This is a genomic window from Allobosea sp. CRIB-10, assembly GCF_900112185.1.
Taxonomy (GTDB): domain Bacteria; phylum Pseudomonadota; class Alphaproteobacteria; order Rhizobiales; family Beijerinckiaceae; genus Allobosea.
The window spans coordinates 96,289-122,723 of record NZ_FOKP01000017.1 but is presented as its reverse complement, the minus strand read 5'-3'; the positions used below and the strand labels follow the sequence as shown (position 1 = coordinate 122,723).

General features: G+C 68.1%; 23 protein-coding genes. 14 read left to right on the top strand and 9 right to left on the bottom strand.

Annotation, left to right across the window (positions count from 1 at the left end; all coding sequences use genetic code 11):
• Positions 1-307 precede the first annotated feature (307 nt).
• The 6 genes from BMZ69_RS20305 to BMZ69_RS20280 form a co-directional block, all read right to left on the bottom strand.
• Positions 308-871, bottom strand: coding sequence for a hypothetical protein (locus BMZ69_RS20305; protein ID WP_210188052.1), 564 nt, complete (start codon positions 869-871; stop codon positions 308-310).
• A 78-nt stretch (positions 872-949) separates the two neighbouring features.
• Positions 950-2,743 carry an ABC transporter ATP-binding protein/permease gene (locus tag BMZ69_RS20300; protein WP_092160020.1) on the bottom strand — a complete coding sequence of 598 codons (1,794 nt, stop codon included), beginning with the start codon at positions 2,741-2,743 and terminating at the stop codon, positions 950-952.
• A 145-nt stretch (positions 2,744-2,888) separates the two neighbouring features.
• Positions 2,889-3,365 (bottom strand): SRPBCC family protein, encoded by a 477-nt coding sequence (locus tag BMZ69_RS20295; RefSeq protein WP_092160018.1) that lies wholly within the window; start codon positions 3,363-3,365, stop codon positions 2,889-2,891.
• Between the two features lie 38 nt (positions 3,366-3,403).
• Positions 3,404-4,072: a glutathione S-transferase family protein gene (locus BMZ69_RS20290; RefSeq protein ID WP_092160016.1), complete on the bottom strand. Its 669-nt coding sequence runs from the start codon at positions 4,070-4,072 to the stop codon at positions 3,404-3,406.
• Positions 4,073-4,133: 61 nt separating this feature from the next.
• Positions 4,134-4,607: an SRPBCC family protein gene (locus tag BMZ69_RS20285; protein WP_092160014.1), complete on the bottom strand. Its 474-nt coding sequence runs from the start codon at positions 4,605-4,607 to the stop codon at positions 4,134-4,136.
• Positions 4,604-4,951, bottom strand: a complete 348-nt coding sequence (locus BMZ69_RS20280; protein ID WP_092160012.1) for an ArsR/SmtB family transcription factor — start codon at positions 4,949-4,951, stop codon at positions 4,604-4,606. The genes BMZ69_RS20285 and BMZ69_RS20280 overlap by 4 nt, the downstream gene beginning before the upstream one ends.
• Positions 4,952-5,136: 185 nt before the next feature.
• Here BMZ69_RS20280 and BMZ69_RS20275 point away from each other — a divergent pair, with 185 nt between their 5' ends.
• Both BMZ69_RS20275 and BMZ69_RS20270 read left to right on the top strand, forming a co-directional pair.
• A complete protein-coding gene (locus BMZ69_RS20275) occupies positions 5,137-6,180 on the top strand; it encodes a GMP reductase (protein ID WP_092160010.1) in 1,044 nt (347 codons plus the stop codon).
• A complete protein-coding gene (locus BMZ69_RS20270; protein WP_092160006.1) occupies positions 6,177-7,397 on the top strand; it encodes a TIGR03862 family flavoprotein in 1,221 nt (406 codons plus the stop codon). The genes BMZ69_RS20275 and BMZ69_RS20270 overlap by 4 nt, the downstream gene beginning before the upstream one ends.
• Here BMZ69_RS20270 and mutS read toward each other — a convergent pair.
• Complete coding sequence (mutS, locus tag BMZ69_RS20265; RefSeq protein ID WP_092160003.1) at positions 7,381-10,107, bottom strand: DNA mismatch repair protein MutS; 2,727 nt, start codon at positions 10,105-10,107, stop codon at positions 7,381-7,383. The two genes, BMZ69_RS20270 and mutS, sit on opposite strands and share 17 nt — an antisense overlap.
• Positions 10,108-10,210: 103 nt before the next feature.
• On the opposite strand from mutS, the gene BMZ69_RS20260 reads away from it, so the two are divergent.
• Together BMZ69_RS20260 and BMZ69_RS20255 are read left to right on the top strand one after the other, a co-directional pair.
• Positions 10,211-12,046 (top strand): methyl-accepting chemotaxis protein, encoded by a 1,836-nt coding sequence (locus BMZ69_RS20260; RefSeq protein ID WP_092160001.1) that lies wholly within the window; start codon positions 10,211-10,213, stop codon positions 12,044-12,046.
• A gap of 318 nt (positions 12,047-12,364) precedes the next feature.
• On the top strand, positions 12,365-14,653 hold the full coding sequence (locus BMZ69_RS20255; RefSeq protein WP_092160066.1) for an NADP-dependent malic enzyme: 2,289 nt from the start codon (positions 12,365-12,367) through the stop codon (positions 14,651-14,653).
• Between the two features lie 134 nt (positions 14,654-14,787).
• Here BMZ69_RS20255 and BMZ69_RS20250 read toward each other — a convergent pair whose 3' ends face one another.
• Positions 14,788-15,999: a penicillin-binding protein activator gene (locus tag BMZ69_RS20250; protein ID WP_092160064.1), complete on the bottom strand. Its 1,212-nt coding sequence runs from the start codon at positions 15,997-15,999 to the stop codon at positions 14,788-14,790.
• A 170-nt stretch (positions 16,000-16,169) separates the two neighbouring features.
• Between BMZ69_RS20250 and rsmI the strand changes: the two genes are divergently transcribed.
• From rsmI to gshB, 3 genes are all read left to right on the top strand, one after another.
• Complete coding sequence (rsmI, locus tag BMZ69_RS20245) at positions 16,170-17,096, top strand: 16S rRNA (cytidine(1402)-2'-O)-methyltransferase (RefSeq protein WP_092159989.1); 927 nt, start codon at positions 16,170-16,172, stop codon at positions 17,094-17,096.
• Positions 17,093-17,473, top strand: coding sequence for a YraN family protein (locus tag BMZ69_RS20240; protein ID WP_092159987.1), 381 nt, complete (start codon positions 17,093-17,095; stop codon positions 17,471-17,473). The genes rsmI and BMZ69_RS20240 overlap by 4 nt, the downstream gene beginning before the upstream one ends.
• A 70-nt stretch (positions 17,474-17,543) precedes the next feature.
• Positions 17,544-18,491 (top strand): glutathione synthase, encoded by a 948-nt coding sequence (gene gshB, locus BMZ69_RS20235; RefSeq protein WP_092159986.1) that lies wholly within the window; start codon positions 17,544-17,546, stop codon positions 18,489-18,491.
• A 1-nt stretch (position 18,492) separates the two neighbouring features.
• On the opposite strand, the gene BMZ69_RS20230 is transcribed toward gshB, so the two are convergent.
• Entirely contained in the window at positions 18,493-19,278 is a 786-nt protein-coding gene (locus BMZ69_RS20230) for a HesA/MoeB/ThiF family protein (protein WP_092159985.1), read from the bottom strand.
• Between the two features lie 128 nt (positions 19,279-19,406).
• On the opposite strand from BMZ69_RS20230, the gene BMZ69_RS20225 reads away from it, so the two are divergent.
• The 7 genes from BMZ69_RS20225 (at position 19,407) to BMZ69_RS20195 (ending at position 26,435) form a co-directional block, all read left to right on the top strand.
• Positions 19,407-20,177, top strand: a complete 771-nt coding sequence (locus tag BMZ69_RS20225; RefSeq protein ID WP_092159984.1) for an SDR family oxidoreductase — start codon at positions 19,407-19,409, stop codon at positions 20,175-20,177.
• Between the two features lie 132 nt (positions 20,178-20,309).
• Positions 20,310-21,311, top strand: a complete 1,002-nt coding sequence (locus BMZ69_RS20220) for a BMP family lipoprotein (protein WP_092159983.1) — start codon at positions 20,310-20,312, stop codon at positions 21,309-21,311.
• 13 nt (positions 21,312-21,324) lie between these two features.
• On the top strand, positions 21,325-22,857 hold the full coding sequence (locus BMZ69_RS20215; RefSeq protein WP_092159982.1) for an ABC transporter ATP-binding protein: 1,533 nt from the start codon (positions 21,325-21,327) through the stop codon (positions 22,855-22,857).
• Between the two features lie 217 nt (positions 22,858-23,074).
• Complete coding sequence (locus BMZ69_RS20210) at positions 23,075-24,175, top strand: ABC transporter permease (protein ID WP_092159981.1); 1,101 nt, start codon at positions 23,075-23,077, stop codon at positions 24,173-24,175.
• Between the two features lie 3 nt (positions 24,176-24,178).
• Positions 24,179-25,150 (top strand): ABC transporter permease, encoded by a 972-nt coding sequence (locus BMZ69_RS20205; protein WP_092159979.1) that lies wholly within the window; start codon positions 24,179-24,181, stop codon positions 25,148-25,150.
• Positions 25,151-25,561: a cytidine deaminase gene (locus BMZ69_RS20200; RefSeq protein WP_092159976.1), complete on the top strand. Its 411-nt coding sequence runs from the start codon at positions 25,151-25,153 to the stop codon at positions 25,559-25,561.
• Positions 25,562-25,622: 61 nt separating this feature from the next.
• Complete coding sequence (locus tag BMZ69_RS20195) at positions 25,623-26,435, top strand: purine-nucleoside phosphorylase (RefSeq protein WP_092159974.1); 813 nt, start codon at positions 25,623-25,625, stop codon at positions 26,433-26,435.

Here is a 26,435-nt window from a genome sequence, read left to right as displayed (position 1 = left end):
CCGTGCGCCATCATTCGGCCGGGGCGCCTTGCCCCGAGCACTACGAATGCGGAACGCCTTGGCTCGATGAGGGGATGGACGCAGCTGGCCGAGCACCGGGCTCGAAGACGCTACGCCCTCACGAAGGGCAGACCTGGACGGTAACCTGAGGAAACGCCTGTGCGGTCAGCCCTGCAAGCCGGCTTGCAGGGCCTGAACGGGGCCGCGCTGACGATGGTGACGAAAGAACGTGATCACGCAGCCCTCCTTGGTTTCGAGTGGATCGACGGACGGGAGTTAGCGCCGTTCAGCGACCGGCGCAACCGCTTCAGGCGGTCTTGCGGAAGACCCGGAGCGTCTTGAACTCGCCGATCTCCTCGACCGCGCGCGACTTCGCCCAATCCGCGATGATCGGCTTCGCCGCCTCATAGGCGAAGGAGCCGGTATAGAACAGGATGTAGCCGCCGGCATCGGTCTGGTCGGTGAAGAGCTGCATCACCTCGAGATCGGTCAGCGCGCCATAGGCATCGTTCTTCTCGCTGCGGAACTCGCAGGAGTGGAACAGCGTGACGATGTCGAAGCGCGGCAAAAGCCGGGCATTGCTGGTGTAGATGTCGCCGAAATAGGCCGAATAGGTCTTGGTGATCGTCGGGTTGTCGATCGCGAGCTTGACGAAGGCCTCGTATTCCTTGGGCGAAGCCGTGATGCCGAGGACCGTGCTGTCGAACTCCGGCTCGGCGCAGCGGATGCCGACATAATGGTGGCCACCCGTGCCGAAATGATAGATGCGCTTGCCGGTCAGGCCCTGCTCTTCCAGCCATTCGACGAAATGCACATCGCAGGGGCATTGCTCGACGCGCAGGCCCCAATAGACGTCCCAGATGTTCAACATGCGTTTGGCTCCGTGTCGGAAAGGACCGGGAAGGCTGCCCGGCACTGGATGGAAAAGGTCCTGAACTGCGCCTGAACGTCAGCCTGCGCCGGTTTCGGCGAGCGCAGCGGGACGCGGCGCGTCGGACGAGGCGACACGCGCGACGCCGCCGGCCCGGCGCATGGTGAGGTGATGGTCGGCGGCCTCGGCAAAGCCCGGGCTCTGGCCGATCAGCAGCATCACCGCCTGCGGCCTCGCTGCGCGCAGCCGCGACAGCAGGTCGAGCGCCGCTTCGGTTTCGAGGCCGCTGGTGGCTTCGTCGAGCACGAGGATATCGGGCGCCGCCAGCTCGGTCCGGGCCAGAGCGAGGCGCTGGCGGTCGCCGGTGGTCAGCGCCTTGTCCCAGTCGCGCGACAGATCGATCTGCGGCACCAGGCCGGAGAGGCCGTAATGCCGCAGCGCTGCAGCCGCCTCGTCGTCACTATGGCCGCCGATCGGGTCGAGCGCGGCGCGCAGGCTGCCTTCCGAGAGATGCAGGTGCTGCGGCAATACGGCGAGGCGCGCGCCCTCCGGCAGCGCCACCGCGCCGCGCCCCCAGGGCCACAAGCCCGCGACAGCCTGGATCAGCGCTGCCTTGCCATGGCCGAGCTCGCCCGCGACATGCAGCGTCGCGCCGGCGGGCAGGACCGTCGAGAAATCGGCGAGCAAGGTGCGGCCGTCGCGATCGGTCAGGGTGAGGTCGTCCAGCCGCAGGCCACCGCCGTCGCTGGTGAGGACAGCGATGTCGCTCTCGGCCGCACCCTCTTCGATCGCGTGAAGCGCGACGGCGAGTTCGTTGACGCGCCGGGCCGAAGCCAGCCATTCGGCGATGCGCATGAAGTTGTCGAGCACCCAGTTGAAAGCGTTCTGCACCGCGACGAAGGCGGCGGCGACCTGAACGACATCGCCGAGCGACATCTCGCCGGAGAGATATTTCGGCGCCGCCAGCAGCAGCGGCACGACCGGTACCAGCGCGCCGCTGCCATTGGTGATCCAGGTCAAACGACCGCGCTGGCGGATCATCGCGAGCCAGCGCGTCACCAGCGTGTCATAGGTCGCGGCGACGGCGCGGCGCTCGCCTGTCTCGGCCCGCGACAGCGCGATCGTCTCGCCATGGTCGCGGATGCGCATCAGCGAGAAGCGCAGGCGCGCCTCGCCCTCGTTGCGGGCGGCGATCAGGCGCGGCAGCGGCCGGCCGACCCAGGTGATCAGGCCGGAGACCAGGACGGCATAGACGATCGCCGCCAGCACCATATAGGCGGGGATCTCGAAGGCGACGCCGCGGATCTCGACGCTGAGCGAGCCGCCGATCGACCAGAGGATGCCGATGAAGGTGATGGCGGTGATGACGGCCGAGAGCAGGCCGATGGCGAAATCGACCACCGGCTCGGTGGCCCAGCGGACATCGTCGGCGATGCGGTATTCCGGATTGGCCGGCTCGTAGCCGGAGAGGCCGAGCCGGTAGAAGCGTCGCTCGCCGATCCAGCCATCGGCGAGCTTGGCCGTGACATAGGCGCGCCAATGGACCTGGAAGGTCTCGCGCGAGACCAGGATGACGACGCCGAGGCCGGCCGCGATCAGCACCAGCACCGGGAAGACCGCCATGGCGATCAGGGCGCTCTCGCCGTCCTTCTTCTCGAGCGCATCGAAGAACCAGCCGTTCCAGCGGTTGACGGTGACGTTGGAGAAGACGGAGAGGATGATCGCGCTCGCCAGCGCGACCGACCAGAGCCAGGCCCGGCCGGCGGTGCCGCCGCGCCAGAAGCCGCCGGTGAGGCGGGCAAAGCTTTTTGTGACCTGCCAATCGGATGGCGGGCCGGCAGGCACGGTGTTCGGATCGACGGCCTTCAGCACAGTCGAGTGATCCCCCCGGATCGCGACATCGGACGCGGCACCCGCCGGGTTTTCCCGGTTCGGATGCCGCCAGCATGCCGGTTAGCAGGCCGGGGATGAACTGGGGCTGAATGGAGTTGGCACAGCATTCAGCCTGGTCGAGGCGTCAGGCAGCCGCGCCGGCCGGTTCGCCGAGCATCTTCGCCAGCGCCTCCAGCAATTCCCGCGAGCCCTGTTCGCGATGGATCGGGCCGTCCTTGCCATCGAGATAGGCGCCCTGCTCGGTGAAGACGAGCCTGGTGCCGGTACCCTCCGGCACGAACTCCATCGTCAGCAGCGAGCCCGAAAGCGGCGCGCCGTCGATCGCCATGGCGTAAGCGAGGATGATGCGCTCGTTCGGCTGAATCACCTGGTAGACGCTGTCGTTGGTGATCGGCGGGCCGCCCTGGAAGCGGAAGCGGCTGCGCTCATGGCCGCCGACGCGGAAATCGACGTCGAACTGCTCGACCTCCCAGCCCTCGCCCTCGGCGAACCAGCGCCGCTTCTGGGCGGGATCGGCGAAGGCGGCGAAGACGCGAGCCGGGGATGCGGCATAGCTGCGCTCGATGGTGAAGCTGGCGTGGACGACGGAATTGCTGGTCATGTGATGTCCTTTCGGTGGTGCGAGATGACGAGGCCGGCCTAGCGGGAGAGCTCGGCATCGCCGGGATTGCGCGGGAAGAACTGGAAATAGGGCTCGGCCTCGGCCAGCACGCGGGCGAAGGACGGCCTTGTCCGCAGCCGCTCGAAATAGGCGGCGAGACGCGGATAGACATCCTGGAAGGAGACGCAGCGCTCGGCATAGAACAGGGCCGGCGCGGCCGAGCAGTCGGCCATGCTGAAGCTCTCGCCGGCGGCCCAGTTCCGACCGCCGAGCTCGGCTTCGAGCACGCCATAAGCGCGCTTCAGCATATCCTTGGCTTCTTCGACGCCGAGCGGGTCCTTGCTCTCCACTGGCCGGATGCGGTCGAGCACGATCTTCTGCATCGGGCTGGTGACATAGAGGTCGAAGAACCGGTCGAGACGTCGAACCTCCAACGCCTGTTCGGGATCGGCGGGAAGCAATGCCGCCTGCCCCGGATAGTGCTGGGTGAGATATTCGATGATGACGCTGCTCTCGGGCACCAGTCGCGCGCCATCTTCGAGCAGCGGAAACTTGCCGATCGGCCAGAGCTGGAGGAAATCGGCATGTTCACCGGCATCGCCGAAGTTCACCAGTCTTGACGTGAACGGCGTGTCGTTCTCGTAGAGCGCGATCAGCGCCTTCTGGCAGTAGCAGGAGAGCGGGTGGAAATAGAGCGTCAGAGACATGACTGGTCCTTCCTGCGGCCGGATCGACGCGGGTTGAAAAGGTCGGAACGGATTGGAATGGTCAGGCGGGCGTAGGCTCTCGCGCCAACTCCTCGGCGAGCCGATCGAAGCCGATGCCGGTGCCCTGCTCGCGTGCCTTGGGATCATCATGACCGTCGAGGAAGACGGCCTGTTCGGCGAAGACCAGGCGAGTGCCGGCGCCTTCGCCGCGGAATTCCAGCGTCACCAGCGAGACCGAAAGACGGACGTCGTCGCGCAGCATCTCGTAGGAATAGACTATGCGCTCGCGCGGCACGATCTCGTGGTAGATCGCCCGCATCGCGTAGACATTGCCCGGCGCTGGCGCGCCGCGCATCGTCTCGAAGCCGCCCTCGCGGAAATCGAGGCTGTATTCGCCGAGCCCACCCTCATCATGGCAGGTCGACCAGCGTCGCTTGGCGACCGGATCGGCAAAGGCAGCGAAGACCCGGGCCGGGTTCGTCGGATAGTGCCGCTCGATGGTGAAATCGGCGTGGACGACGGTCCGCTCGCTCATGCTCCATCTCCTTCCTTCGCATCCTGCTCGGCGAGGAAGGCGCCGAGCCGGTCGAAGCGTCTCTCCCAGAGGGCGCGGCGCTCGCTGATCCAGCGCTCCGCCGCCTGCAGCGCCTGGGTGTCAAGCTGGCAGGTGCGGACCCGCCCGATCTTCTGCGTGCGCACCAGCCCTGCTCCTTCCAGAACCGCGAGATGCTGCACCACCGCCGACAGCGTCATCTCGAACGGCGCCGCGAGCTCGCTGACGCTCGCCGGCCCCTCACAGAGCCGCTGCACCATCAGCCGGCGGTTCGGATCCGCCAGCGCCTGGAACATGAGATCGAGCTGGTCCGGTTGGTGAAGCATGAGCTTAAGTATCGCGACGCACGCCTTCTGTCCAGAGAAAACTTTAGAGACCGCTAAAGTTTCTGTCCCGGGAACTCCACCGGCAGCCGGCGCATTGCTCCCAAGAGTTCGAGCGGCTATGAATCCCGGCACGCTCCCTGTCGCTGCGTGCGCCTTTTTGACCTGCGCCAGCCGGAGCTTTGACCATGCGCATCGAGAACGATCCGAAGCTCGACTTCCGCGACGTGCTGATCCGGCCGAAGCGCTCGACGCTCGGCAGCCGCGCCGAGGTCGACGTCAACCGGAGCTTCCGCTTCGCGCATACCGGCCGCGAATGGAGCGGCTTTCCGCTGATCGCTGCGAACATGGACGTGGTCGGCACCATGGCGATGGCACGCGCCCTCTTGAAGCACGGCGCCATGGTCGCGCTGCACAAGCACTACGACGCCGACGAGCTGATCGCCTTCTTCAAGGAGGAGGGCTCGGCCAACGCCTTCTATTCGCTCGGCACGACCGATTCCGACCATGACAAGCTCAAGGCCGTCCACGCCAAGGCGCCGATCGACAAGATCTGCCTCGACGTCGCCAATGGCTACACCGAAAAATTCGTCGACACCGTCAAGGCGACCCGCGACGCCTTCCCGAACGCGGCGATCATGGCCGGCAACGTCGTCACCGGCGACATGACCGAGGCACTGATCCTGGCCGGCGCGGATATCGTCAAGGTCGGCATCGGTCCGGGCTCGGTCTGCACCACCCGCAAGATGACCGGCGTCGGCTATCCGCAGCTCTCGGCGATCATCGAATGCGCCGACGCGGCCCATGGCCTGAAAGGACTGGTCTGCGGCGATGGCGGGCTGACCGTGCCGGGCGACGTCGCCAAGGCCTATGGCGGCGGCTCCGACTTCGTGATGATGGGCGGCATGCTCGCCGGCCATGACGAGTGCGAGGGCGAGATCCGCTACGAGACCCATGACGGCGAGAAGGTGCCGGTCGCGATGGTGTTCTACGGTATGTCCTCGGACACGGCGATGAAGAAATATTCCGGCGGCGTCGCCAAATACCGGGCCTCCGAGGGCAAGACCGTCGAGGTGCCCTATCGTGGCCCGGTCGAGGGCACGATGCAGGAGATCATGGGCGGGGTGCGCTCGGCGATGACCTATATCGGTGCCGTCCGGCTCAAGGAGATGCCGAAGCGTACCACCTTCATCATGGTCGGCAGCCAGCTCAACACCGTGTTCGGCAATTGAGCGGACCGGACGTCGCCATCATCGGCGCCGGCCCGGCCGGGCTGATCGCGGCCGAGCAATTGGCTGGCGCCGGCCACAAGGTGGCGATCTACGAGCGGATGGTCTCGCCGGCGCGCAAGTTCCTGCTCGCCGGCCGCGGCGGGCTCAACCTGACGCATTCGGAGCCCCTCGACGCCCTACTCGGGCGCTATGGCGGGGCGCGGACCTGGCTGGAGCCGGCGATCCGCGCCTTTCCGCCGCAGGCGCTGCGCGACTGGGCCGACGGGCTCGGGGCGGAGAGCTTCGTCGGCTCTAGCGGGCGCGTCTTCCCCAGGGCGATGAAGGCCTCGCCGCTGCTGCGCGCCTGGCTCACACGGCTCGAAGGGCTCGGCGTGCAGCTGCATGCAGGGCGGCTCTGGACGGGTTGGGACGAGAGCGGCGGGCTGCGTTTCGCCCTGCGCGATGGCGGCGAGGAGATCGTGAAACCCCGCGCGACCGTGCTGGCGCTCGGAGGGGCAAGCTGGCCGCGGCTCGGCTCGGACGGCTCCTGGGTCGACTTGCTGGTGGCAAAGGGCATCGCCATCGCCCCCCTTCAGCCAGCCAATGCCGGTTTCGCCGTCGCTTGGTCAGCGCTGATGCGCGAGCGCTTCGCCGGGCAGCCGCTGAAGCGGATCGCGTTGAGCTTTGCCGGGCAGCACGTCAGGGGCGAAGCGATGATCGACGCAGGAGGTATTGAGGGCGGAGCTATCTATGCGCTGTCGGGCCCGCTGCGGGAGGCCATCGCCCGCGATGGCGAAGTGGTCCTGACGATCGACCTGCGACCGGACCTGACCGAGCCGGAGCTGGCTAACCGGCTGGCGAAGCGCCGTCCGGGCGAGACGCTGAGCAACCATCTGCGCAAGGCGGCGGGACTTTCGCCGGTCGCCGCGGCGGTGCTGCGCGAGACGGCAAGCGGTCCGCTGCCAGCCGAGCCGGACGCGCTCGCACGCCTGATCAAAGGCGCGCCCCTGCGGCTGACTGGCATGGCCTCGCTCGCCCGCGCCATCTCCACCGCCGGCGGCATTCTTGCCAGCGAGGTCGACGAGGACTTCATGCTGAAGCGCTTGCCCGGCAGCTTCATCGCCGGCGAGATGCTCGACTGGGAGGCGCCAACCGGCGGCTATCTGCTGCAGGCCTGCTTCGCGACGGGCGTCGCGGCGGCGGCGGGGATCGGGCGTAAGCTCAGTTCAGCCGCTTGAGCCTGTAGAGCGCCTCCAGCGCCTCGCGCGGCGTCATCTCGTCGGGATCGAGCCCGGCGAGCGCCTCGCGCAATTCGTCGGGACCGGCAACCGGCGTCGCGGCCGACGCAGGCTTGCGCATCTGAACCGCGAAGAGCGGGAGATCGTCGACCAGGGCCGCGACCGGCTTCTCGCGCTCGCTCTTCTCCAGCTCGGACAGGATGGCGCGAGCGCGCTCGACCACCGCCGGCGGCAGGCCGGCGAGCTTGGCGACCTGGATGCCGTAGGAGCGGTCGGCCGCGCCCGGCACAACCTCGTGCAGGAAGACGACCTCGCCATTCCATTCGGTGACGCGCACGGTCGCGTTGGCGACGCGGTCGAGCCGCTCGGCCAGTGCCGTCAGCTCATGGTAGTGCGTCGCGAACAGCGCGCGGCAGCGATTGGCCTCGTGCAGATGCTCGATCGCGGCCCAGGCGATCGAGAGCCCGTCGAAGGTCGCAGTGCCCCGGCCGATCTCGTCGAGGATGACCAGCGCGCGCGGTCCGGCCTGGTTCAGGATCGCCGCGGTCTCGACCATCTCGACCATGAAGGTCGAACGGCCGCGGGCGAGATCGTCGGCGGCACCGACGCGCGAGAACAGCCGGTCGACCACACCGATATGCGCATTCTGCGCCGGCACGAAGGAACCCATCTGGGCGAGCACGGCGATCAGCGCGTTCTGGCGCAGGAAGGTCGACTTACCGGCCATGTTCGGGCCGGTGATCAGGCAGATGCGACTATCTCGGCCTTTGCCTGCTGCCGAAAGCTCGCTGTCATTGGCGACGAAGGGCTGGCCTTGGCGCTTCAACGCCGCTTCAACTACGGGATGGCGGCCGGCCTTGATGGTGAAGGCGGCGCCGTCATCGACCTGCGGACGTGTCCAGCCGCCATCGATGGCGAGCTCGGCCAGGGCCGCGGCGACGTCGATCACCGCCAAAGCCTGCGCCGCCGCCTTGATTGGCTCGGCTTGCGCGAGGACAGCCTCCGTCAATGCGGCGAAGATCGAGAGTTCCAGCTTCAGCGCCCGGTCGGCGGCGGAGGCGATCTTGGCCTCGAGCTCACCAAGCTCGACCGAGGAGAAGCGCATCGCGTCCGACATGGTCTGGCGATGCACGAAGACGGCGCGCCAGGGCTCCCTGAGGAAGGTCTCGCCGACGGCCTGCGGCACCTCGACGAAATAGCCGAGCATGGAGTTGTGCTTGATGCGCAAGGTCCGGCAATCGGTCTCGGCGGCATAGCGCGCCTGCAACTGCGCGATCACCTTGCGCGAATCGACCTGGAGCAGGCGCAATTCGTCGAGCGCCGGATCGAAGCCTTCGCACACGAAGCGACCGTCGCGCTTCAAGAGCGGCAGCTCGTCGGCGAGCGTAGCGGAGAGGCGCGTGGCGAGGTCGGGATCGGTGCGCCCCAGCGCCAGCGCCGCCTCACGCAATTCGTCGGGCAGATCGCCCTGGCGCAGCAGCGCCGCGGCGACGCCACGGGCGGCGTCGAGCCCGGCGCCAAGCGCGGCGAGATCGCGCGGACCGCCGCGGTCGAGCGAGAGCCGGGCCAGCGCCCGGGCGATATCGGGCACGCGCGCAAGGTCGCGCCGCAGCGCCTCGCGCAGGGAGGGGACCTCGACCAGCAATGCGACCGAATCATGCCGCCTGCCGATCGCCTCGGGGTCGGTGAGCGGCCCGGCCAGGCGCTCGGCCAGCAGGCGGCTGCCACCCGGCGTCTCCGTCCGGTCGATGGTGGCGAGCAAGCTGCCGGTGCGCTCGCCCGCGAGGGTCCGGGTCAGTTCGAGATTGGCGCGGGTCGCCGCGTCGATCAGCATGGTCGCGCTCATGCCCTCGCGGACGGGCGGCGACAGAGGCGGGCGGGCGCCGAGCTGGGTGCGCTCGACATAGGCGAGCGCCGCAGCGGCGGCGGCGATCTCGGCACGGCTGAAGGCGCCGAAGGCGTCGAGCGTGGCGACGCCGAAGAACTCCTTGAGGCGGCGTTCGCCGGAGGCGGGATCGAGCCCCTCGCGTGCCAGCGGCGTCACGGGTGCGGCGATATCGCGCCAGAACTCCCTGAGCTCGGGATCGTCATGGATCGCGTCGGGGCAGACGATCTCGCGCGGCTCCAGACGAGCCAATTCGACGGCAAGGCCGCGCTGGTCAGTCTCGAGCACGGCGAAGCGGCCGGTCGAGATGTCGACGGCCGCGATGCCATAGGCATAGACCTCGTCCGAGAGCCGGCGGCGGGCCACCGCGACGAGCAGGCTCGCCCGGCCGGGATCGAGCAGGCGCTCCTCGGTGATCGTGCCGGGAGTGACGAGACGCACGACGTCGCGCTTCACCACCGATTTGGCGCCGCGCTTCTTGGCCTCGGCCGGATCCTCGGTCTGCTCGCAGACGGCGACGCGATGGCCGGCGGCGATCAGCTTCTGCAGATAGTCGTCGGCGCGCTCGACGGGGACGCCGCACATGGCGATGTCCTCGCCGAGATGCTTGCCGCGCTTGGTCAGCACGATGCCGAGCGTGCGCGAGGCGATCTCGGCGTCCTGGAAGAACAATTCGTAGAAATCGCCCATCCGGTAGAACAGCAGGCAGTCCGGATTATTGGCCTTGATCTCGACGTACTGCGCCATCATCGGCGTGACGCGACCGGGATCGGCCGCAGCGGCGGGCTTGGCGTCCGCAATGTCGTTTGGCGTGGTGTGGCGCATAGGGCGCGCACGCTAGCAAATCGCACCGGCAAGGCCATCCGTTAGGACGGCTTTCAACATATTAAAGCAGGGTTGAGACGCCGTTTCCGGCCAAGGGCCCGCCATGTCGCTGTTCATCAACCTGATCGAGAGCCTGTCCTTTTTGCTGCTGGCGGCCTTGATCCTGACCGCGACCGCCAGCTGGATCGACCAGCGCCCGCTGCTGCGCCAGTTCGCGGTCGGCATCCTGTTCGCGGCCGCGGCGCTGTGCAGCATGGCCAATCCCTTCGTGATCCAGCCCGGTCTCGTCGTCGATTCGCGCAACACCTTCGCGATCCTGGCCGGGCCGATCGGCGGCCCGATCGCGGCGCTGCTGACCGCCCTCCCGCTGGCGGCGGCGCGCTACAATCTCGGCGGCGTCGGCATGCCGACCGGGATCGCCGGAATCGTCCTGCACGCGCTCGCGGGCGTGATCTATGCCGCCTGGCTCAGCCGGCAGAAGCGTTCATTGACGGTGCACGACCTCGTCCGGCTCAGCCTGATCAGCGCCGGCTGCCTGCTCGCCTCGACCATGTTCATGCCGGACCGGGCCGCGGCCGAGCGCTTCCTCACCGAGGCCGTGCCGATCATGATCGTGGTCAGCACGCTGGGCACCGTCCTGGTCGGGCTCGTCCTGAGCAACGACCGTGAACGGCGTGAGACGTCCTATCGCTACAAGACCTTGCTCGACCATGTGCCCGGCACGCTCTATCAGCGCATCCTCGCGCCGGACGGCCAGCGCAGCTACCGGTTCGTCAGCTACCGCCTCGGCGAACTGCTCGGCATCGACCGCGAGGCGATCGAGCGCGACCCGGAGGTTCTGCTGTCGAGAATCTTGCCAGAGGACCGGCAGCGCTGTTCGTCGACGAACGAAGACGAGCAGACCGACGAGTTCGGGCACCGCCGCACCGAATTGCGTTACGAGACCGCCGATGGCGGCATCGTCTGGCTACGCAGCGAGGCGACAAGACGCCATCTCCCCGATGGGACCACGGTCTGGGACGGCATCCTGCTCGACGTGACCACGGAGAAGACGCTGGCGACCGGCCGACAGGAGATCGAGACGCTGCGCAAGGCCGCGCTGGAGGAACTCGCCGTCAATCTCGAGGCGACCGTGGGCAAGGCGCTGCGCCAGGTCGGCGACTCTGCCCGCAGCATGCTGGAGGCGGCGCAAGGCATGGCCGCCAATGCCGACCGTACCACCGCCCGCGCCGGAGAAGCGACCGAGCAGGCCGAACTCGCCTCGCAGCGCGTCGGCAGCGTCGCCCATGCGGCCGAGCGGATCGACGCCTCGATCCGCGAGCTGACGCGCCAGACAGATCTCGCTGCGCAGACCGCCCGGCAGGCGGCGAAGCATGTCCGTTCGACCAGGACGGATGTCGACGGACTTGCGGTCGCGGCCGACAAGGTCGGCGCCGTGCTCGCTTTCATCGAGGACATCGCGGTGCGCACCAATCTGCTCGCGCTCAATGCGACGATCGAGGCGGCGCGGGCGGGCGCCGCCGGCCGCGGCTTCTCGGTGGTCGCCGGCGAGGTCAAGAATCTCGCCGAACAGACCCAGCAGGCGACCCAGAACATCGCCGCGACGCTGCAGGAGATCCGCGATGCGGCCGCGGCCGTCGCAAACGCGGTCGGGCAGATCGAGGGCACGATGGGGACGATCGAGACGACCTCGGACACGATCGCTCAGGTGGTCACCGGCCAGGGCACGATCGCCTCGGGCATCGCCCTCGACGCCCAGGCCGTCGCCGGCTCGGCTGCGACCGTCACGGAGAACGTCGCCAGCGCCGGCGGCGAAGCTCGCGCGACGGGTGCGGCGGCCGCTCGCGTCGTCGAGGCGGCGCGGCTGGTCAGCGAGCAGGCCGTCGAGCTCGACCGCTATGTCGGAGACAGCGTCGCACGCATGCGCGCCGGTCTTTAGAGCGCTTCGCAAGGAGTCTCTTCCGTCATTCCGGGGCAGCCCGCAGGGCTGAGCCCGGAACCCATGACCACCGGGATCGGAGTCGAGGCGTTTCGGCAACCGCAGCGATCGTTCGGCCCCGTCCTGTTCATGGGTTCCGGGCTCGGCGCCGACGCGCCGCCCCGGAATGACGGCGAGGGGTCCCCGCCTGGAACCGAACTCGCGCGAGCCCTGCCGGCACGGTAAAACTGCTGTCGCGCAATCGCGCTTGTCGAGGAAAGCAGCGCTGCCCTATGGTCGTTTCCCCCTGAGGAAACGCCTGTGAAAAAGAACAAGCGCATGAACGATCGCTCCCCGCCGACCAAGCGCACCCGTCCGACCTTCACCGACCAGGAGGCGCTGCTGTTCCACTCGCAGGGGCGGCCGGGCAAGCTCGAGATCATTCCGACCGTGCCGATGGCGACGCAGCGCGACCTATCGCTGGCCTATTCGCCCGGCGTCGCGGTGCCGGTGCTGGCCATCGCCGAGGACCACAGCCGGGCCTATGACTACACGGCCCGCGCGAATCTCGTCGCGGTGATCTCGAACGGCACCGCCATCCTCGGCCTCGGCAATCTCGGCGCGCTCGCCTCCAAGCCGGTGATGGAAGGCAAGTCGATCCTGTTCAAGCGTTTCGCTGATGTCGATTCGATCGATCTTGAGGTCGACACCGAGGACGCCGACAAGTTCATCGAGGCCGTGCGCTATCTCGGCCCGTCCTTCGGCGGCATCAACCTGGAGGACATCAAGGCGCCGGAATGCTTCATCATCGAGCAGCGCCTGCGCGAATTGATGGACATTCCGGTCTTCCATGACGACCAGCACGGCACTGCGATCATCGCCGCCGCCGGCCTGATCAATGCGCTCGACCTGACCGGCCGCGACGTCAAGTCGACCAGGCTCGTCATCAACGGCGCCGGCGCCGCCGCGATCGCCTGCATCGAGCTGCTCAAGGCGATGGGCTTCAAGCCCGACAACGTCATCCTCTGCGACACCAAGGGTGTGATCTATCAGGGCCGCACCGAGGGCATGAACCAGTGGAAATCGGCGCATGCGGCGGTCACCGACCGGCGCACGCTGGCGCAGGCGCTGGAGGGGGCTGACGCTTTCTTCGGCCTGTCGCAGAAGGGCGCGGTGACGCCTGAAATGGTCGCGTCAATGGCGGAGAACCCGATCATCTTCGCCATGGCCAATCCCGATCCAGAGATCACCCCGGAGGAGGTCCACGCGATTCGCGAAGACGCGATCATGGCGACCGGGCGCTCGGACTATCCCAACCAGGTCAACAACGTGCTCGGCTTCCCCTTCATCTTCCGTGGCGCGCTCGACGTGCGCGCCACCACGATCAATATGGAGATGAAGATCGCCGCGGCCGAGGCGCTGGCGATGCTGGCGCGCGAGGACGTGCCGGACGAGGTCGCCGCCGCTTATCAGGGTGCGCGCCCGCGCTATGGCAAGGACTACATCATCCCGGTGCCGTTCGACCCGCGGCTGATCCATGTCGTGCCGATGGCGGTCGCCAAGGCGGCGATGGACACGGGCGTCGCCGGCAAGCCAATCGTCGACACCACCGCCTACAGGGCGCAGCTCTCGGCACGGCGCGACCCTGTCACCGGCGCGCTCAACCGTATCTTCGAACGCGTCCGGCGCTATCCCAAGCGCGTCGTCTTCGCCGAGGGCGAGGAGGAGCAGGTCATCCGCGCCGCCGCCTCCTTCGTCAACCAGGAGCTCGGCAAGGCGATCCTGGTCGGGCGCGAGGAACGGATCAACGAGACCGCCGAGCATCTCGGCGTCGACCTTGCCGCCAAGGGCATCGAGATCCAGAACGCCAGGCTCTCGCACCGCAATTCGGCCTATGCGCAGCATCTCTACGAGCGGCTGCAGCGGCAAGGCTATCTCTTCCGCGATTGCCAGCGCCTGATCAACCAGGACCGCAACCATTTCGCGGCCTCGATGGTCGCGCTCGGCGACGCCGATGCGATGGTCACCGGCGTCACCCGCAACTATTCGATCGCGCTGGAAGAGATCCGCCGCGTCATCGACGACCGGCCGGGCCACCGCCTGATCGGCGTCTCGATCGCGATCACCCGCGGACGCACCGTGCTGGTCGCCGACACCGCGATCACGGAGATGCCGTCGGCGCAGGAGCTCTCGGAAATCGCGATCGAGGCTGCCGGCGTGGCGCGCCGGCTCGGCTATGAGCCAAAAGTCGCGATGCTCGCCTTCTCGACCTTCGGTCACCCGGCCGGTGAGCGCTCCGAGAAAGTGCGCGATGCCGTGAGCATCCTCGACGGCCAGCGCGTCGACTTCGAGTACGATGGCGAGATGTCGGCCGATGTCGCGCTCAACCGAGACCTGATGGCGCAGTACCCGTTCTGCCGCCTGACCGGGCCGGCGAACGTGCTGGTGATGCCGGCATTCCACTCGGCCTCGATCTCGACCAAGATGCTGCAGGAGCTCGGCGGCGCCACCGTGATCGGCCCGCTTCTTGTCGGCCTCGACAAGCCGGTGCAGATCGTCCCGCTCGGCGCCAAGGATTCCGACATCGTCAACATGGCGGCGCTGGCGGCGTTCAACATCGGCGGGTGAGACCTGCCGTCATGCTCGGGCGAAGACCCGAGCATCTCATGACCAAAAAGGAGCCCTTGAAGGGGCGCCTCTTCCTGCTGGAGATTCTCGGGTCGGCGCTGCGCACCGCCCGAAAATGACGCGCGTGCGGCCCGTCAGTTCGTCCGCGGGCCGAGATCGCGCGGGGCAGCGTTGACCGTGACGATCTGGCCGTTGCGCAATTCGAGCACGGCAAGACCGCGCTCGTTGAGCCCGTCGGGGCGGAAGCGGAAGACGCCGTCAGCGCCGGCGAAGCCTGACGGATTGGTCAGCACGCTCTCCGAGAAACGCTGGCTGCCCTGCGTGCGCGCAAGCGCGGCTGCCAGCGAGACCGCGTCATAGGACAAGGTTGCGGTACGGGTCGGGGCGCTGTTGAAACGCTTCTGGTAGCGGCCGGAGAAGGCGTTGAAACCGGCGGTGTCGGGCGAGGCGAACCAGCCGCCCTGGATCGCCGGGACGCGGGCGACGCCGGCATCGTTCCAGACGCCAGTGCCGAGCGGCTTGACCTTGGCCGGGTCGTAGCCGGCCTGCTGCAGGACAAGGCCGAGCGTCGGCATTGCAGCCGCGTCAGCCGGGACGAACAGCGCATCGGCCTGCTGCAGCGCCGGCACCAGGCGGGTGGCGGCGGCGCGCATGCTGTTCTGATCGGAGCCGAAGCGCTCGATCACCACGACGCGAGCGCCGCGATTGGCGACGGCCTGCTGAAAGGCGCCTTCGACGACCTTGCCATAGGCGGTCTCGGGCACCAGCGCCGCGAAGGATTTGCGCCCCTGCGCCGAAGCATAGGCGATGACGCGGTTGACGTCGTTCTCGGGCGGAAAGGAGAGCAGGTAGACGCCGCGCGTGGCGACGTTGCTGTCGCTGGAGAAAGCGATCACCGGGCGGCCGGCGCCCCTAGCGACCTGGCCGACGGCTTGCACAGAGGGGGCAAAAAGCGGGCCGATGATCAGCTCGGCGCCTTCGCGGAAGGCTTCCTGCGCCGCGGCCTGGGCTCCGTCCGGCGTGCCGCGATCGTCCTTGACCAGCAAAGTGAGGTCGGCGCCGGGAAATTCTGCGAGCGCCATCTCGGCGGCGTTCTTCAGCGAGTTGCCGACGGTCGCGCCCGAGCCCTCGGCGGTGAGCGGTAGAATCAGGCCGACCTTGACCGAGCCGGTGCCGATGGTCGGGCCGCTCGGCTGGGCAGCGCCACCCGCCTGCGGCGCTGTGGAGCTGTCGAACCCGGGCAGGCCGCCGGTTCCGCCGCTGCAGGCGGCGAGCGCCGCGCCGACACCAGACAGCAGGATGAGGCGGCGGCTCGGCGGAGTGAGGAGCTTGCTCTGACGCGACACGGCTTTCGTCTCCACTCCTCGGCGAGGCGCGAGACGAACCCGCACCAGCTGAATCTTGTCCCAAACCGTGGACAAGTCCTGCCAGCCAGCAAGGCTATTTTCAAGTTGTTAACTCTAGGTTGCCGCGCCGGCAGTGGCATCTTCCTGACTGCTGTGGCAGTTTCGCCGCCATGTCCGGCCCTGTATCCGCCCCGCCCGCCCTAGGTCGCGCCCCAAGCTATGCGGCCTTCGGGCTCCGGGCCGAGGCCGAACCTCTGGCGCCGGGTCTGCACATCGTCGCGACACCGATCGGCAATCTCAAGGACATCTCCTTCCGGGCGCTGTCGACGCTGGCTGCCGCCGATGCCGTGCTGGCCGAGGACACAAGGACCTCGAAGACGCTGCTGGCGCATTACGGCATCGCGACGCCGCTCCTGCCCTATCACGAGCACAATGCCGCGCAGATGCGCCCCAAGATCCTCGACAAGCTGCGCCACGGCGGCAAGCTGGCGCTGATCTCGGATGCCGGCACGCCTCTCGTCTCCGATCCCGGCTACAAGCTCGTCGCCGAGGTCGTCTCGGAAGGCTTGCCGGTCACCGGCATCCCCGGCCCCTCGGCCGTGCTGGCGGCATTGGTGCTGGCGGGATTGCCGACCGATCGCTTCTTCTTCGAGGGCTTCCTGCCGCCGAAGAGCGCGGCACGAAAGGCACGCCTCACCGAGCTTGCCGCCATTCCCGGCACGCTCGTCTTCTTCGAGTCGCCGCGCCGGCTCGCCGAGATGCTGGCCGACGCCGCTGCGGTTCTCGGCACACGCTCCGGCGCGGTCGCGCGCGAACTGACCAAATATTACGAGAACGTCCGCCGCGGCGCCCTTGCCGAGCTTGCCGCCCACTATGCCGAAGCCGAGGAGGCGCGCGGCGAGATCGTCGTGGTGATCGGCCCGCCCGACGCCTCCGCCGTGGCCACGGCCGCGCAGGGCGACACGCTCGACGAAGCCCTGCGCGTCGCGCTCGCGAAAGTCTCGCTGAAGGAGGCGGTGGCGCAGGTCGCCGCCGCCAGCGGCCAGCCGCGCCGCGTCGTCTATGCCCGCGCCCTCGAACTGACGCGCACGGCATGAGCGAGGCGCTGCGCAGCCGGCGTGCGCGCCGTTCCGGCCTGTCCGGCCGCCGCGGCGAATGGCTCGCCGTCGCCTTCCTCAGCCTCAAGGGCTACCGCCTGCTGCAGCGCCGCTTCGGCGGCAAGGGCGGCGAGATCGACCTGATCATGGCCCGCGGCGACGATATCGTCTTCGTCGAGGTCAAGGCCCGCGCGTCGCTCGACGACGCGGCGAGCGCGATCACGGCGGACAAGCGCCGGCTGATCGAAGCCCGCATCCGGCAATGGCTGGCGCGCAATCCCTGGGCTATGCAACGTAACCTCAGGGCCGACGCGGTCTTCCTCGCGCCCTGGCGGCTGCCCCGCCATGTCCCCCGCGTGTTCGAGCTGGTGCTCTGACGCAAGGCTGAGCCACTTGCACGAGCGGGCTGTCGCAGCCGATATAACGGCCGCAACCGGAGCTTCCGCCATGCCGCTGAACGTCGCCATCCAGATGGACCCGATCGGACAAGTCCGCATCGCCGGCGACACCGGCTTCGCGCTGATGCTGGAAGCGCAGGCGCGCGGGCACAGGCTCTTCACCTACACCCCCGACAAGCTCACCTTGCGCGATGGCAAGGTCACCGCCGTGATAAGCCCGGTCGAGGTGCGCGACGTCGAGGGCGACCATTACACCCTCGGCCAGCCCGAGCGGACCGATCTCTCGACGCTCGACGTGGTGCTGCTGCGCCAGGATCCGCCCTTCGACATGGCCTATGTCTCCTCGACGCATATGCTCGAGCGCATCCATCCGAAGACGCTGGTCGTCAACGACCCGACCGAGGTCCGCAACGCCCCGGAAAAGCTCTTCGTCACGCATTTCCCCGAGCTGATGCCGCCGACGCTGATCACGCGCGACCGCGCCGAGATCGAAGCCTTCCGCGAGGAGTTCGGCGACATCGTGATGAAGCCGCTCTACGGCCATGGCGGCGCGACCGTGTTCAAGACCGGCAAGGGCGACCCGAATTTCGGCTCGCTCTACGACCTGTTCGCCAACCTCTTCCGCGAGCCGTGGGTGATCCAGGCCTTCCTCAAGGAAGTCTCGGAAGGCGACAAGCGCATCATCCTGATCGACGGCAAGGCGGCCGGCGCGGTCAATCGCGTGCCGGCGGTCGGGGACCTGCGCGCCAACATGGTGCGCGGCGGCGCGGCCAGGCCGACGGATCTCTTGAAGCGCGAGCTCGAGATCTGCGAGCGGATCGGCCCGGCGCTCAGGGAGCGGGGCCTGCTGCTGGTCGGCATCGACGTGATCGGCGGGCGACTGACCGAGATCAACGTCACCGCGCCGACCGGGGTGCGCGCCATCAAGAAGCTCGGCGGTCCCGATCTGGCGGCCCAGCTTTTCGAGGTGATCGAGGCCAAGCGCGCGGCAAAATAGTTCAGGCGGCGACGCCAGACGTCCCGTTCAGCGGATTATCCGGGTCCCAGCCGTATTTCATCGTCTCGAAGCGCATCGCCATCGCATCGACGAGCAGGAGCTTGCCGACGAGGGGCTCGCCGAAGCCGGTGATCGCGCGGATCACTTCCAGCGCCATCAGCGAGCCCATCACGCCGGCGAGCGCACCGAGCACGCCGGCCTCGGCGCAGGGCGCGACCGTGCCGGGCGGCGGTTCGTCCGGGAACAGGCAGCGATAGGTCGGGTTGGGCTTCCCGTCTGGAGCCGTCTCATGCGCGCGGATCGTGGTGAGCGAGCCGTCGAAGCGGCCGAGCGCCGCCGTCACCAGCGGCTTCTTCTCGTGGAAGCAGGCGTCGGAAACGGCATAGCGCGTCGCGAAATTGTCGGAGCCATCGGCGACCACGTCATAGAAGGCGACGAGCGCGCGCGCGTTGTGCGGGTCGATCCGCGCAACGTATTCCTCGATCTCGACCCGCGGGTTGAGCCGCGTGACGAAATTGGCCGCGGCGACCACCTTGCGTGCCCCAATATCCTCCGCGCCGAAGATGATCTGCCGCTGCAGATTCGAGAGCGAGACATGGTCGTCGTCGACGATGCCGATCGTGCCGACGCCGGCCGCCGCGAGATAGGGGATTAATGGTGCGCCCAGGCCGCCGGCGCCGATCACCAGAACGCGGGCGCGCTTGAGCTTCGCCTGGCCGGGGCCGCCGATCTCCGGCAGCACCAGATGGCGGGCATAGCGCTCGATCTCGGCTTCGTTCAGCGTCATGGCCGGCAAGCTAGGCCGATCCGTCCGCCTCAGCAATCGGGTGCGATGCGGTGACAGGAAGCGGGTGTCTGCACCGTCCACGCGCCTGCGATCACCCGCGCCTCATCGTCTGAACGAAGGAGCGGGACATGACGGCACTGAAGGACAAGGTCGCGATCGTCACCGGCGCGAGCTCCGGCATCGGCCGGGCTGCGGCGAAACTCTTCGCGGCGGAGGGCGCAAGGCTCGTCGTCACCGCGCGGCGGCAAGCTGAGCTCGATGCACTCGTCGGCGAGATCGAGGCGGAAGGCGGCGAAGCGATCGCCGTCGCCGGCGACATCCGCGAGGAAGCGCTGGCGCAGCGCCTGGTCGACACCGCGACCGAGCGCTTCGGCGGGCTCGACATCGCCCTCAACAATGCCGGCATCATCGGCGAGCTCGGCCCGATCGGGCAGATGGCGAGCCAGAACTGGCACGAGGTGATCGCTATCAACCTGACCAGCGCCTTCCTCGGCGCGAAGTATCAGGCGCCGGCGCTGGAGGCGCGCGGCGGCGGCTCGCTGATCTTCACCGCGAGCTTCGTCGGCCATACTGCCGGCCTCGCCGGCATGTCGGCCTATGCCGCCAGCAAGGCCGGGCAGATCGGCCTCGCGAAGGCGCTCGCAGCCGAGCTCGGCGGCAAGCGCATCCGCGTCAACGCCCTGCTGCCGGGGGGTACCGATACGCCGGCCGCGACGACCAATGCGCCGGGCGCCGGCCCCGAGGTGCTCGCCTTCGTCGAGGGCATCCATGCCTTGAAGCGGATGGCGCAGCCGGAGGAGATCGCCCGTGCCGCGCTCTTCCTCGCCTCGGACGCGTCGAGCTTCGTCACCGGCACGGCCTTCCTCGCCGATGGCGGCGTCTCGATCCAGCGCGGCTGAGGCGACTGTTCATATATGACATATATCGCCAAGCGGGCCCGCAAGCCCGCTTGGCCCCGCCCGCAAGCCGTGCCATCGTGATCACAGGCAGGAATGGCGCAACCATTCCGCATGTGACAGGGGAACGGCTCGATGCGTTTGAAATCTCTCGCGCTCGCTCTGGCGGGCGTCGCCCTCTCGGCCATGGCGGCCGTCGCCCAGACCGCGATCAAGCCGGCGATCGTCTATGACAAGGGCGGCAAGTTCGACAAATCCTTCAACGAAGGCGTCTTCGCCGGGGCCGAGAAGTTCAAGGCCGAGACCGGCGTCGAGTTCCGCGATTTCGAGCCGACCAACGACGCGCAGATCGAGCAGGCGCTGCGCCGGTTTGCCCGCGACGGCCATTCGCCGATCATCGCCGTCGGCTTCTCGCAGGCGACCGCCCTGCAGAAGGTCGCAGCCGAGTTCCCCAACCTGAAGTTCACCATCATCGACATGGTAGTCGAGCTGCCGAACGTGCAGTCGGTTGTGTTCAAGGAGCATGAGGCCTCCTATCTCGTCGGCCTCCTCGCCAGCCTCGCCTCGAAGACCAACAAGGTTGGCTTCGTCGGCGGGATGGACATCCCGCTGATCCGGAAATTCGCCTGCGGCTATGTCCAGGGCGTCAAGGCCGGCAAGAAGGACGCCGAGATCTTCCAGAACATGACCGGCTCGACCCCGGCCGCCTGGAACGATCCAGTGAAGGGCGGCGAGCTTGCCAAGTCGCAGATCGACCGCGGCGCCGACGTGATCTACCACGCCGCCGGCGGCACCGGCATCGGCGTGCTGCGCGCCGCGGCCGATGCCGGCAAGCTCGGCATCGGCGTCGATTCCAACCAGAATATGCTGCATCCCGGCAAGGTGCTGACCTCGATGCTGAAGCGCGTCGACGTCGCCGCCTACAGCTCATTCAAGGCGGCACGCGACGGCACCTGGAAGCCGGGCGTCTCGGTGCTCGGGTTGAAGGAGGACGGCGTCGGCTGGGCGCTCGACGACAACAACAAGGCGCTGATCACGCCCGAGATGAAGGCCGCCGCCGACAAGGCACGCGCCGACATCATCGCCGGCACCGTCAAGGTCCACGACTACATGTCGGATTCCAAGTGCACGATGTGAGCTTGCACCAACGGTGACGAGCCCGCATCCCGCCATCGAGCTCAGCGGCATCAGCAAGGCGTTCGGCCCGGTCAAGGCCAACAAGGACGTCTCGCTCACGGTCGCCGCCGGCTCGATCCACGGCATCGTCGGCGAGAACGGCGCCGGCAAGTCGACGCTGATGTCGATCCTCTACGGCTTCTACGAGGCCGATGCCGGCGAGATCCGGGTGCGCGGCGAGCCGCGTCGCATCCGCTCTTCTTCTGATGCGATCGCCGCCGGGATCGGCATGGTCCACCAGCATTTCATGCTGGTCGAGCCGCTCTCGGTCGTCGAGAACGTCGTGCTCGGCGCCGAGGGCGGGGCGCTGCTCAAGCGCGGCATCGGCAAGGCGCGGGCCGAGCTGGCGCGCCTCTCCGAGGAATACGGCCTCGCCATCGATCCCGACGCGATCGTGGGCGAGCTCTCGGTCGGCCTGCAGCAGCGCGTCGAGATCCTGAAGGCGCTCTATCGCGGGGCTGAGGTCCTGATCCTCGACGAGCCCACGGCGGTGCTGACTCCGGCCGAGGCCGACCAGCTCTTCGAACTGCTGCGGGCGCTGAAGGCGCAGGGCAAGACGGTGATCCTGATCACCCACAAGCTGCGCGAGATCATGGCGGTGACGGACCGCATCTCGGTGATGCGGCGCGGCGAGATGGTCGCCCATGTCGAGACGGAACGGACTTCCCCGGCCGAGCTGGCGGAAGCGATGGTCGGCCGGCGCGTGCTGCTGCGCGTCGAAAAGAGCCCGCGCGAGCGCGGCGCGCCGGTCCTCGAAGCAGCCGGTCTGACGGTGGTCGACGAGCGCGGCTGCGAGACGCTGCGGGACGCGAGCCTGACACTCCATGAAGGCGAGATCGTCGGCATCGCCGGCGTCGCCGGCAATGGCCAGAGCGAATTGCTCGACGTGCTCGCCGGCCTGACCCAGCCGGCGCGCGGGGTGATCCGGCTCGGCGGCCAAATCCTCAACGTCGCCGACCGCAACCCGGCCAATCTGCGCAAGCTCGGCCTGATGCATATTCCCGAGGATCGCTTGCGGACCGGCCTCGTCACCGCCTTTGCCGCGGCCGAAAACGCGATTCTCGGCTATCATGACGACCCGGCCTTCGGGCGCGGGCCCTTCCTCTCGCCGACATTGGTCGAGCAGCATGCACGCATCGGCATGCAGGACTACGATGTCCGCCCGGTCGACCCCAGCCTGAAGACCGCCAAATTCTCCGGCGGCAACCAGCAGAAGATCGTGCTCGCCCGCGAGATCGAGCGGGCGCCGAAGGTGCTGCTGGTCGGGCAGCCGACGCGCGGCGTCGATATCGGCGCGATCGAGTTTATCCATCGCCGCCTGATCGCCTTGCGCGATCAGGGCGTCGCGATCCTGCTCGTCTCGGTCGAGCTGGAAGAGGTGATGGCGCTGTCCGACCGGATCCTGGCGCTCTGCGGCGGCCAGATCACCGGGGAGCGCGAGGCGGTGGCGACCGATGAGCGCGATCTCGGCCTGCTGATGGCCGGTGTCAGCGAGCGGGCGGCGTGATGGTGGTGGCCGCGATGGGGAAAGGCGCGACCAAGAGCCCTGGCACCAACAGGTCCTCTCCCCCCTTGTGGGGGAGAGTTAGAGAGGGGGGTATGCCACCCTCGACAGCGGTCCAACCTGGCGCGCAGAGGTTTGCGGGTGCGATACCCCCCTCCCAACCCTCCCCCACAAGGGGGGAGGGCTTGCGTCGCGCTTCCTTGACCAAGCCGATCCAGCCATGAGCGCCGCCCCGATCGATCTCCCGCGCTGGGCCGATACCGCGCTGGTGCCGCTGGTCTCGGTTGCCGCTGCGCTCATCGTCGCCGGGCTCGTCGTGCTCTCGATCGGCGAAAGCCCGCTGGAGGCGACGACGCTCTTGCTCAAGGGCTCGCTCGGCAGCCTCGAAGGCCTCGGCTTCACGCTCTACTACACCACCAATTTCATCTTCACCGGCCTTGCCGTCGCGGTCGCCTTCCATGCCGGGCTGTTCAATATCGGCGGCGAGGGCCAGGCGACCGTCGCCGGCATCTTCGCCGCGCTCGCCTGTCTCTGGCTCGCGCCGCTGCCAGGCATATTGCTGGTGCCGCTCGCCATCCTCGCCGCGGCGGCGGGCGGGGCGCTCTGGGCCTTCATCCCCGGCTATCTCCAGGCGACGCGCGGCAGCCATGTCGTGATCACCACGATCATGTTCAACTTCATCGCGGCGACGCTGATCGTTTACCTCCTGGTCGAGGTGATGGGGAAAACCGGCTCGATGCAGCCCGAAACCCCGGATTTCCCCAAGCAGGCGGTGCTGACGCCGATCCATGAGCTGCTCGACGCCTTCGGGCTGAAGCTGCCCTCGACGCCGCTCAACACTTCGTTCCTGCTGGCGCTGGCGTCGCTGGTCGCGGTCTGGGCGCTGATCTACCGCTCGCGGCTCGGCTATGCGATCCGCACCGTCGGCGCCAATCCCCGCGCCGCCGCCTATGCCGGCATCCCGCCGGCGCGGATCATCATGGTGGCGATGGCGATCTCGGGCGCGCTCGCCGGTGGGCTCGCGGTCAACGAGGCCATGGGTGTGCAGCACCGGCTCGTGCTCGATTTTACCGCCGGCTACGGCTTCGTCGGCATTGCGGTCGCGCTGATGGGGCGCGGCCATCCGGTCGGCGTCGGCCTCGCGGCCCTGCTCTTCGGCGTGCTCTATCAGGGTGGAGCCGAGCTCTCCTTCGACAAGCCGACCATCACCCGCGACATGGTCGTGGTGATCGGCGGCATCGTCATCCTCTTCGCCGGGGCGCTCGACGGCCTGTTCCGGCGGCTCGTCGCCAGCGTGCTCAATTTCGGGCGGGGAGGCTAGGCGATGGAGATCGTCCAGACCCTCGCCGTCATCCTGGATTCGACGATCCGCCTGTCGATCCCGCTGCTCTGCGCCGCGCTGGCCGGGCTCTGGTCGGAACGCTCCGGCGTCGTCGACATCGGCCTCGAAGGCAAGATGCTGATCGCCGCCTTCGCCTCGGCCGTCGTCGCCTACCATAGCGGCTCGGCCTGGGCCGGGCTCGGCGCCGGCATGCTCGCCGCGATCGCGCTCTCGCTGGTCCATGGCTTCGCGGCGGTCACCTGGCGCGGCAACCAGATCGTCTCCGGCGTCGCGATCAACATGCTGGCGGTCGGGCTCACCGCCATCCTCGGCAATGCCTGGTATGGCCAGGGCGGGCGCACGCCAAACCTCGAAGGGGCCGCCCGCTTTCCCGAACTAGACCTGCCTTTCGTCGGGGCGCTGAAGGATATCCCGGTCTTCGGCCCGATCTACGACATCGCCATCTCCGGCCACGCGGCGCCGGTCTATCTCGCCGTGCTAGCCCTCACTCTGACGGCGCTGACGCTGAAGCACACCCGCTTCGGCCTGCGCCTGCGCGCCGTCGGCGAGAATCCGGCCGCAGTCGACACGGCCGGCGTCTCGGTCGCCGGTTTGCGCTATGCCGCGGTGATCATCTGCGGGGCGCTCTGCGGCCTCGGCGGCACCTATCTCGCCGTCTCGCAATCGGCCGGGTTCCTGCCGCAGATGACGGCCGGCAAGGGCTTCATCGCGCTGGCCGCTGTGATCTTCGCCAATTGGCGGCCCTGGCCGGCCTTGTTCGCCTGCCTGCTCTTCGGCCTGCTCGATGCCGTCGCGATCAGACTTCAAGGCGTCGTCCTACCCGGCATCGGCCAGGTGCCGGTGCAGGCGATCCAGGCCCTGCCCTATGTGATGACCGTGGTGCTGCTCGCCGGCTTCATCGGCAAGGCGACGCCGCCCAAGGCCTCCGGCCTGCCTTATGTCAAGGAACGCTGAGTGACCGCCGAACCCGATCTCGAGGCGCTCTTCACCGCGGCTTTGGCCGCACAACAGAAGGCCTACGCGCCCTATTCCCGCTTCAAGGTCGGCGCGGCCATCCTGGCCGACGACGGCAAGGTCTATCCCGGCTGCAACGTCGAGAACGCCGCCTATCCGGTCGGCGCCTGCGCCGAAGCCGGCGCGATCTCGGCGATGATCGCCGGAGGCGGGCGTGCTATCCGCGCGATCGTCGTCGTCGGCGATGGGGCCGAGCTGGTGACGCCCTGCGGCGCCTGCCGCCAGCGCATCCGCGAGTTCGCCGCGCCGGAAGTGCCGATCGTCATCGCCGGGCCGGACGGAATCCGCGCCCGCTTTTCTCTGGCCGAGCTGTTGCCAGCCTCGTTCGGACCAGCCAATTTGCCGGCCTGATTTGCGGGCGCTGACACGGCGACCCGATGAGCGCGGCCAACGCGCCGATGGAGCAGACAACATGGCAGCGGATGCGCTTTTCGACCAAGCGGCATCGGTATTGATCGATCGTGGCATCGATGGCGGCATCGACTGCGCCATCGTGCTCGGCACCGGGCTCGGCCGCATCATCGACGACATGGTCGAGCCGATCTCGATTCCGTTCGAGGAGATTCCCGGCTTCCCGAAGGGCGCGGTCTCCGGCCATGCCAAGCGGCTGAGCTATGGCGTGCTGCACGGCAAGCGGGTGCTGGTCTTCGAGGGCCGCGCGCATTTCTACGAGACCGGGGATCCCGCCATCATGCGCGTGCCGCTCGGCATGCTCGCCGCCTTCGGCTCGCCGCCCCTGGTGCTGACCAACGCCGCCGGCTCGCTGCGGCCCGATCTTCGGCCGGGCAGCCTCGCTTTGATCACCGACCACATCAACTATAACGGCCCCAATCCGCTGGTCGGCGATACCGGTGACGGCCGCTTCGTGCCGATGATCGACGCCTATGACCCGCATCTGCGTGCCCGACTGAAGAAAGCGGCTGCCACGAGCGGCGCCAATCTGGGCGAGGGCGTCTATATGTGGTTCTCCGGGCCGAGCTTCGAGACGCCGGCCGAGATCAAGATGGCCAAGACGCTCGGGGCCGATCTCGTCGGGATGTCGACCGTGCCGGAGGTGATCCTGGCACGCCGCTACGGCTTGCGCGTCGCCGGCCTCTCGATCGTCACCAATATGGGCGCCGGCATTTTGGGCGGCGCGCCCAGCCATGGCGAGACGCGCGACGTCGCCGCGACCGCGACCACGGCGCTGCGGCGGGTGCTGCGCGCCTTCCTGAGCGAGCTTTGA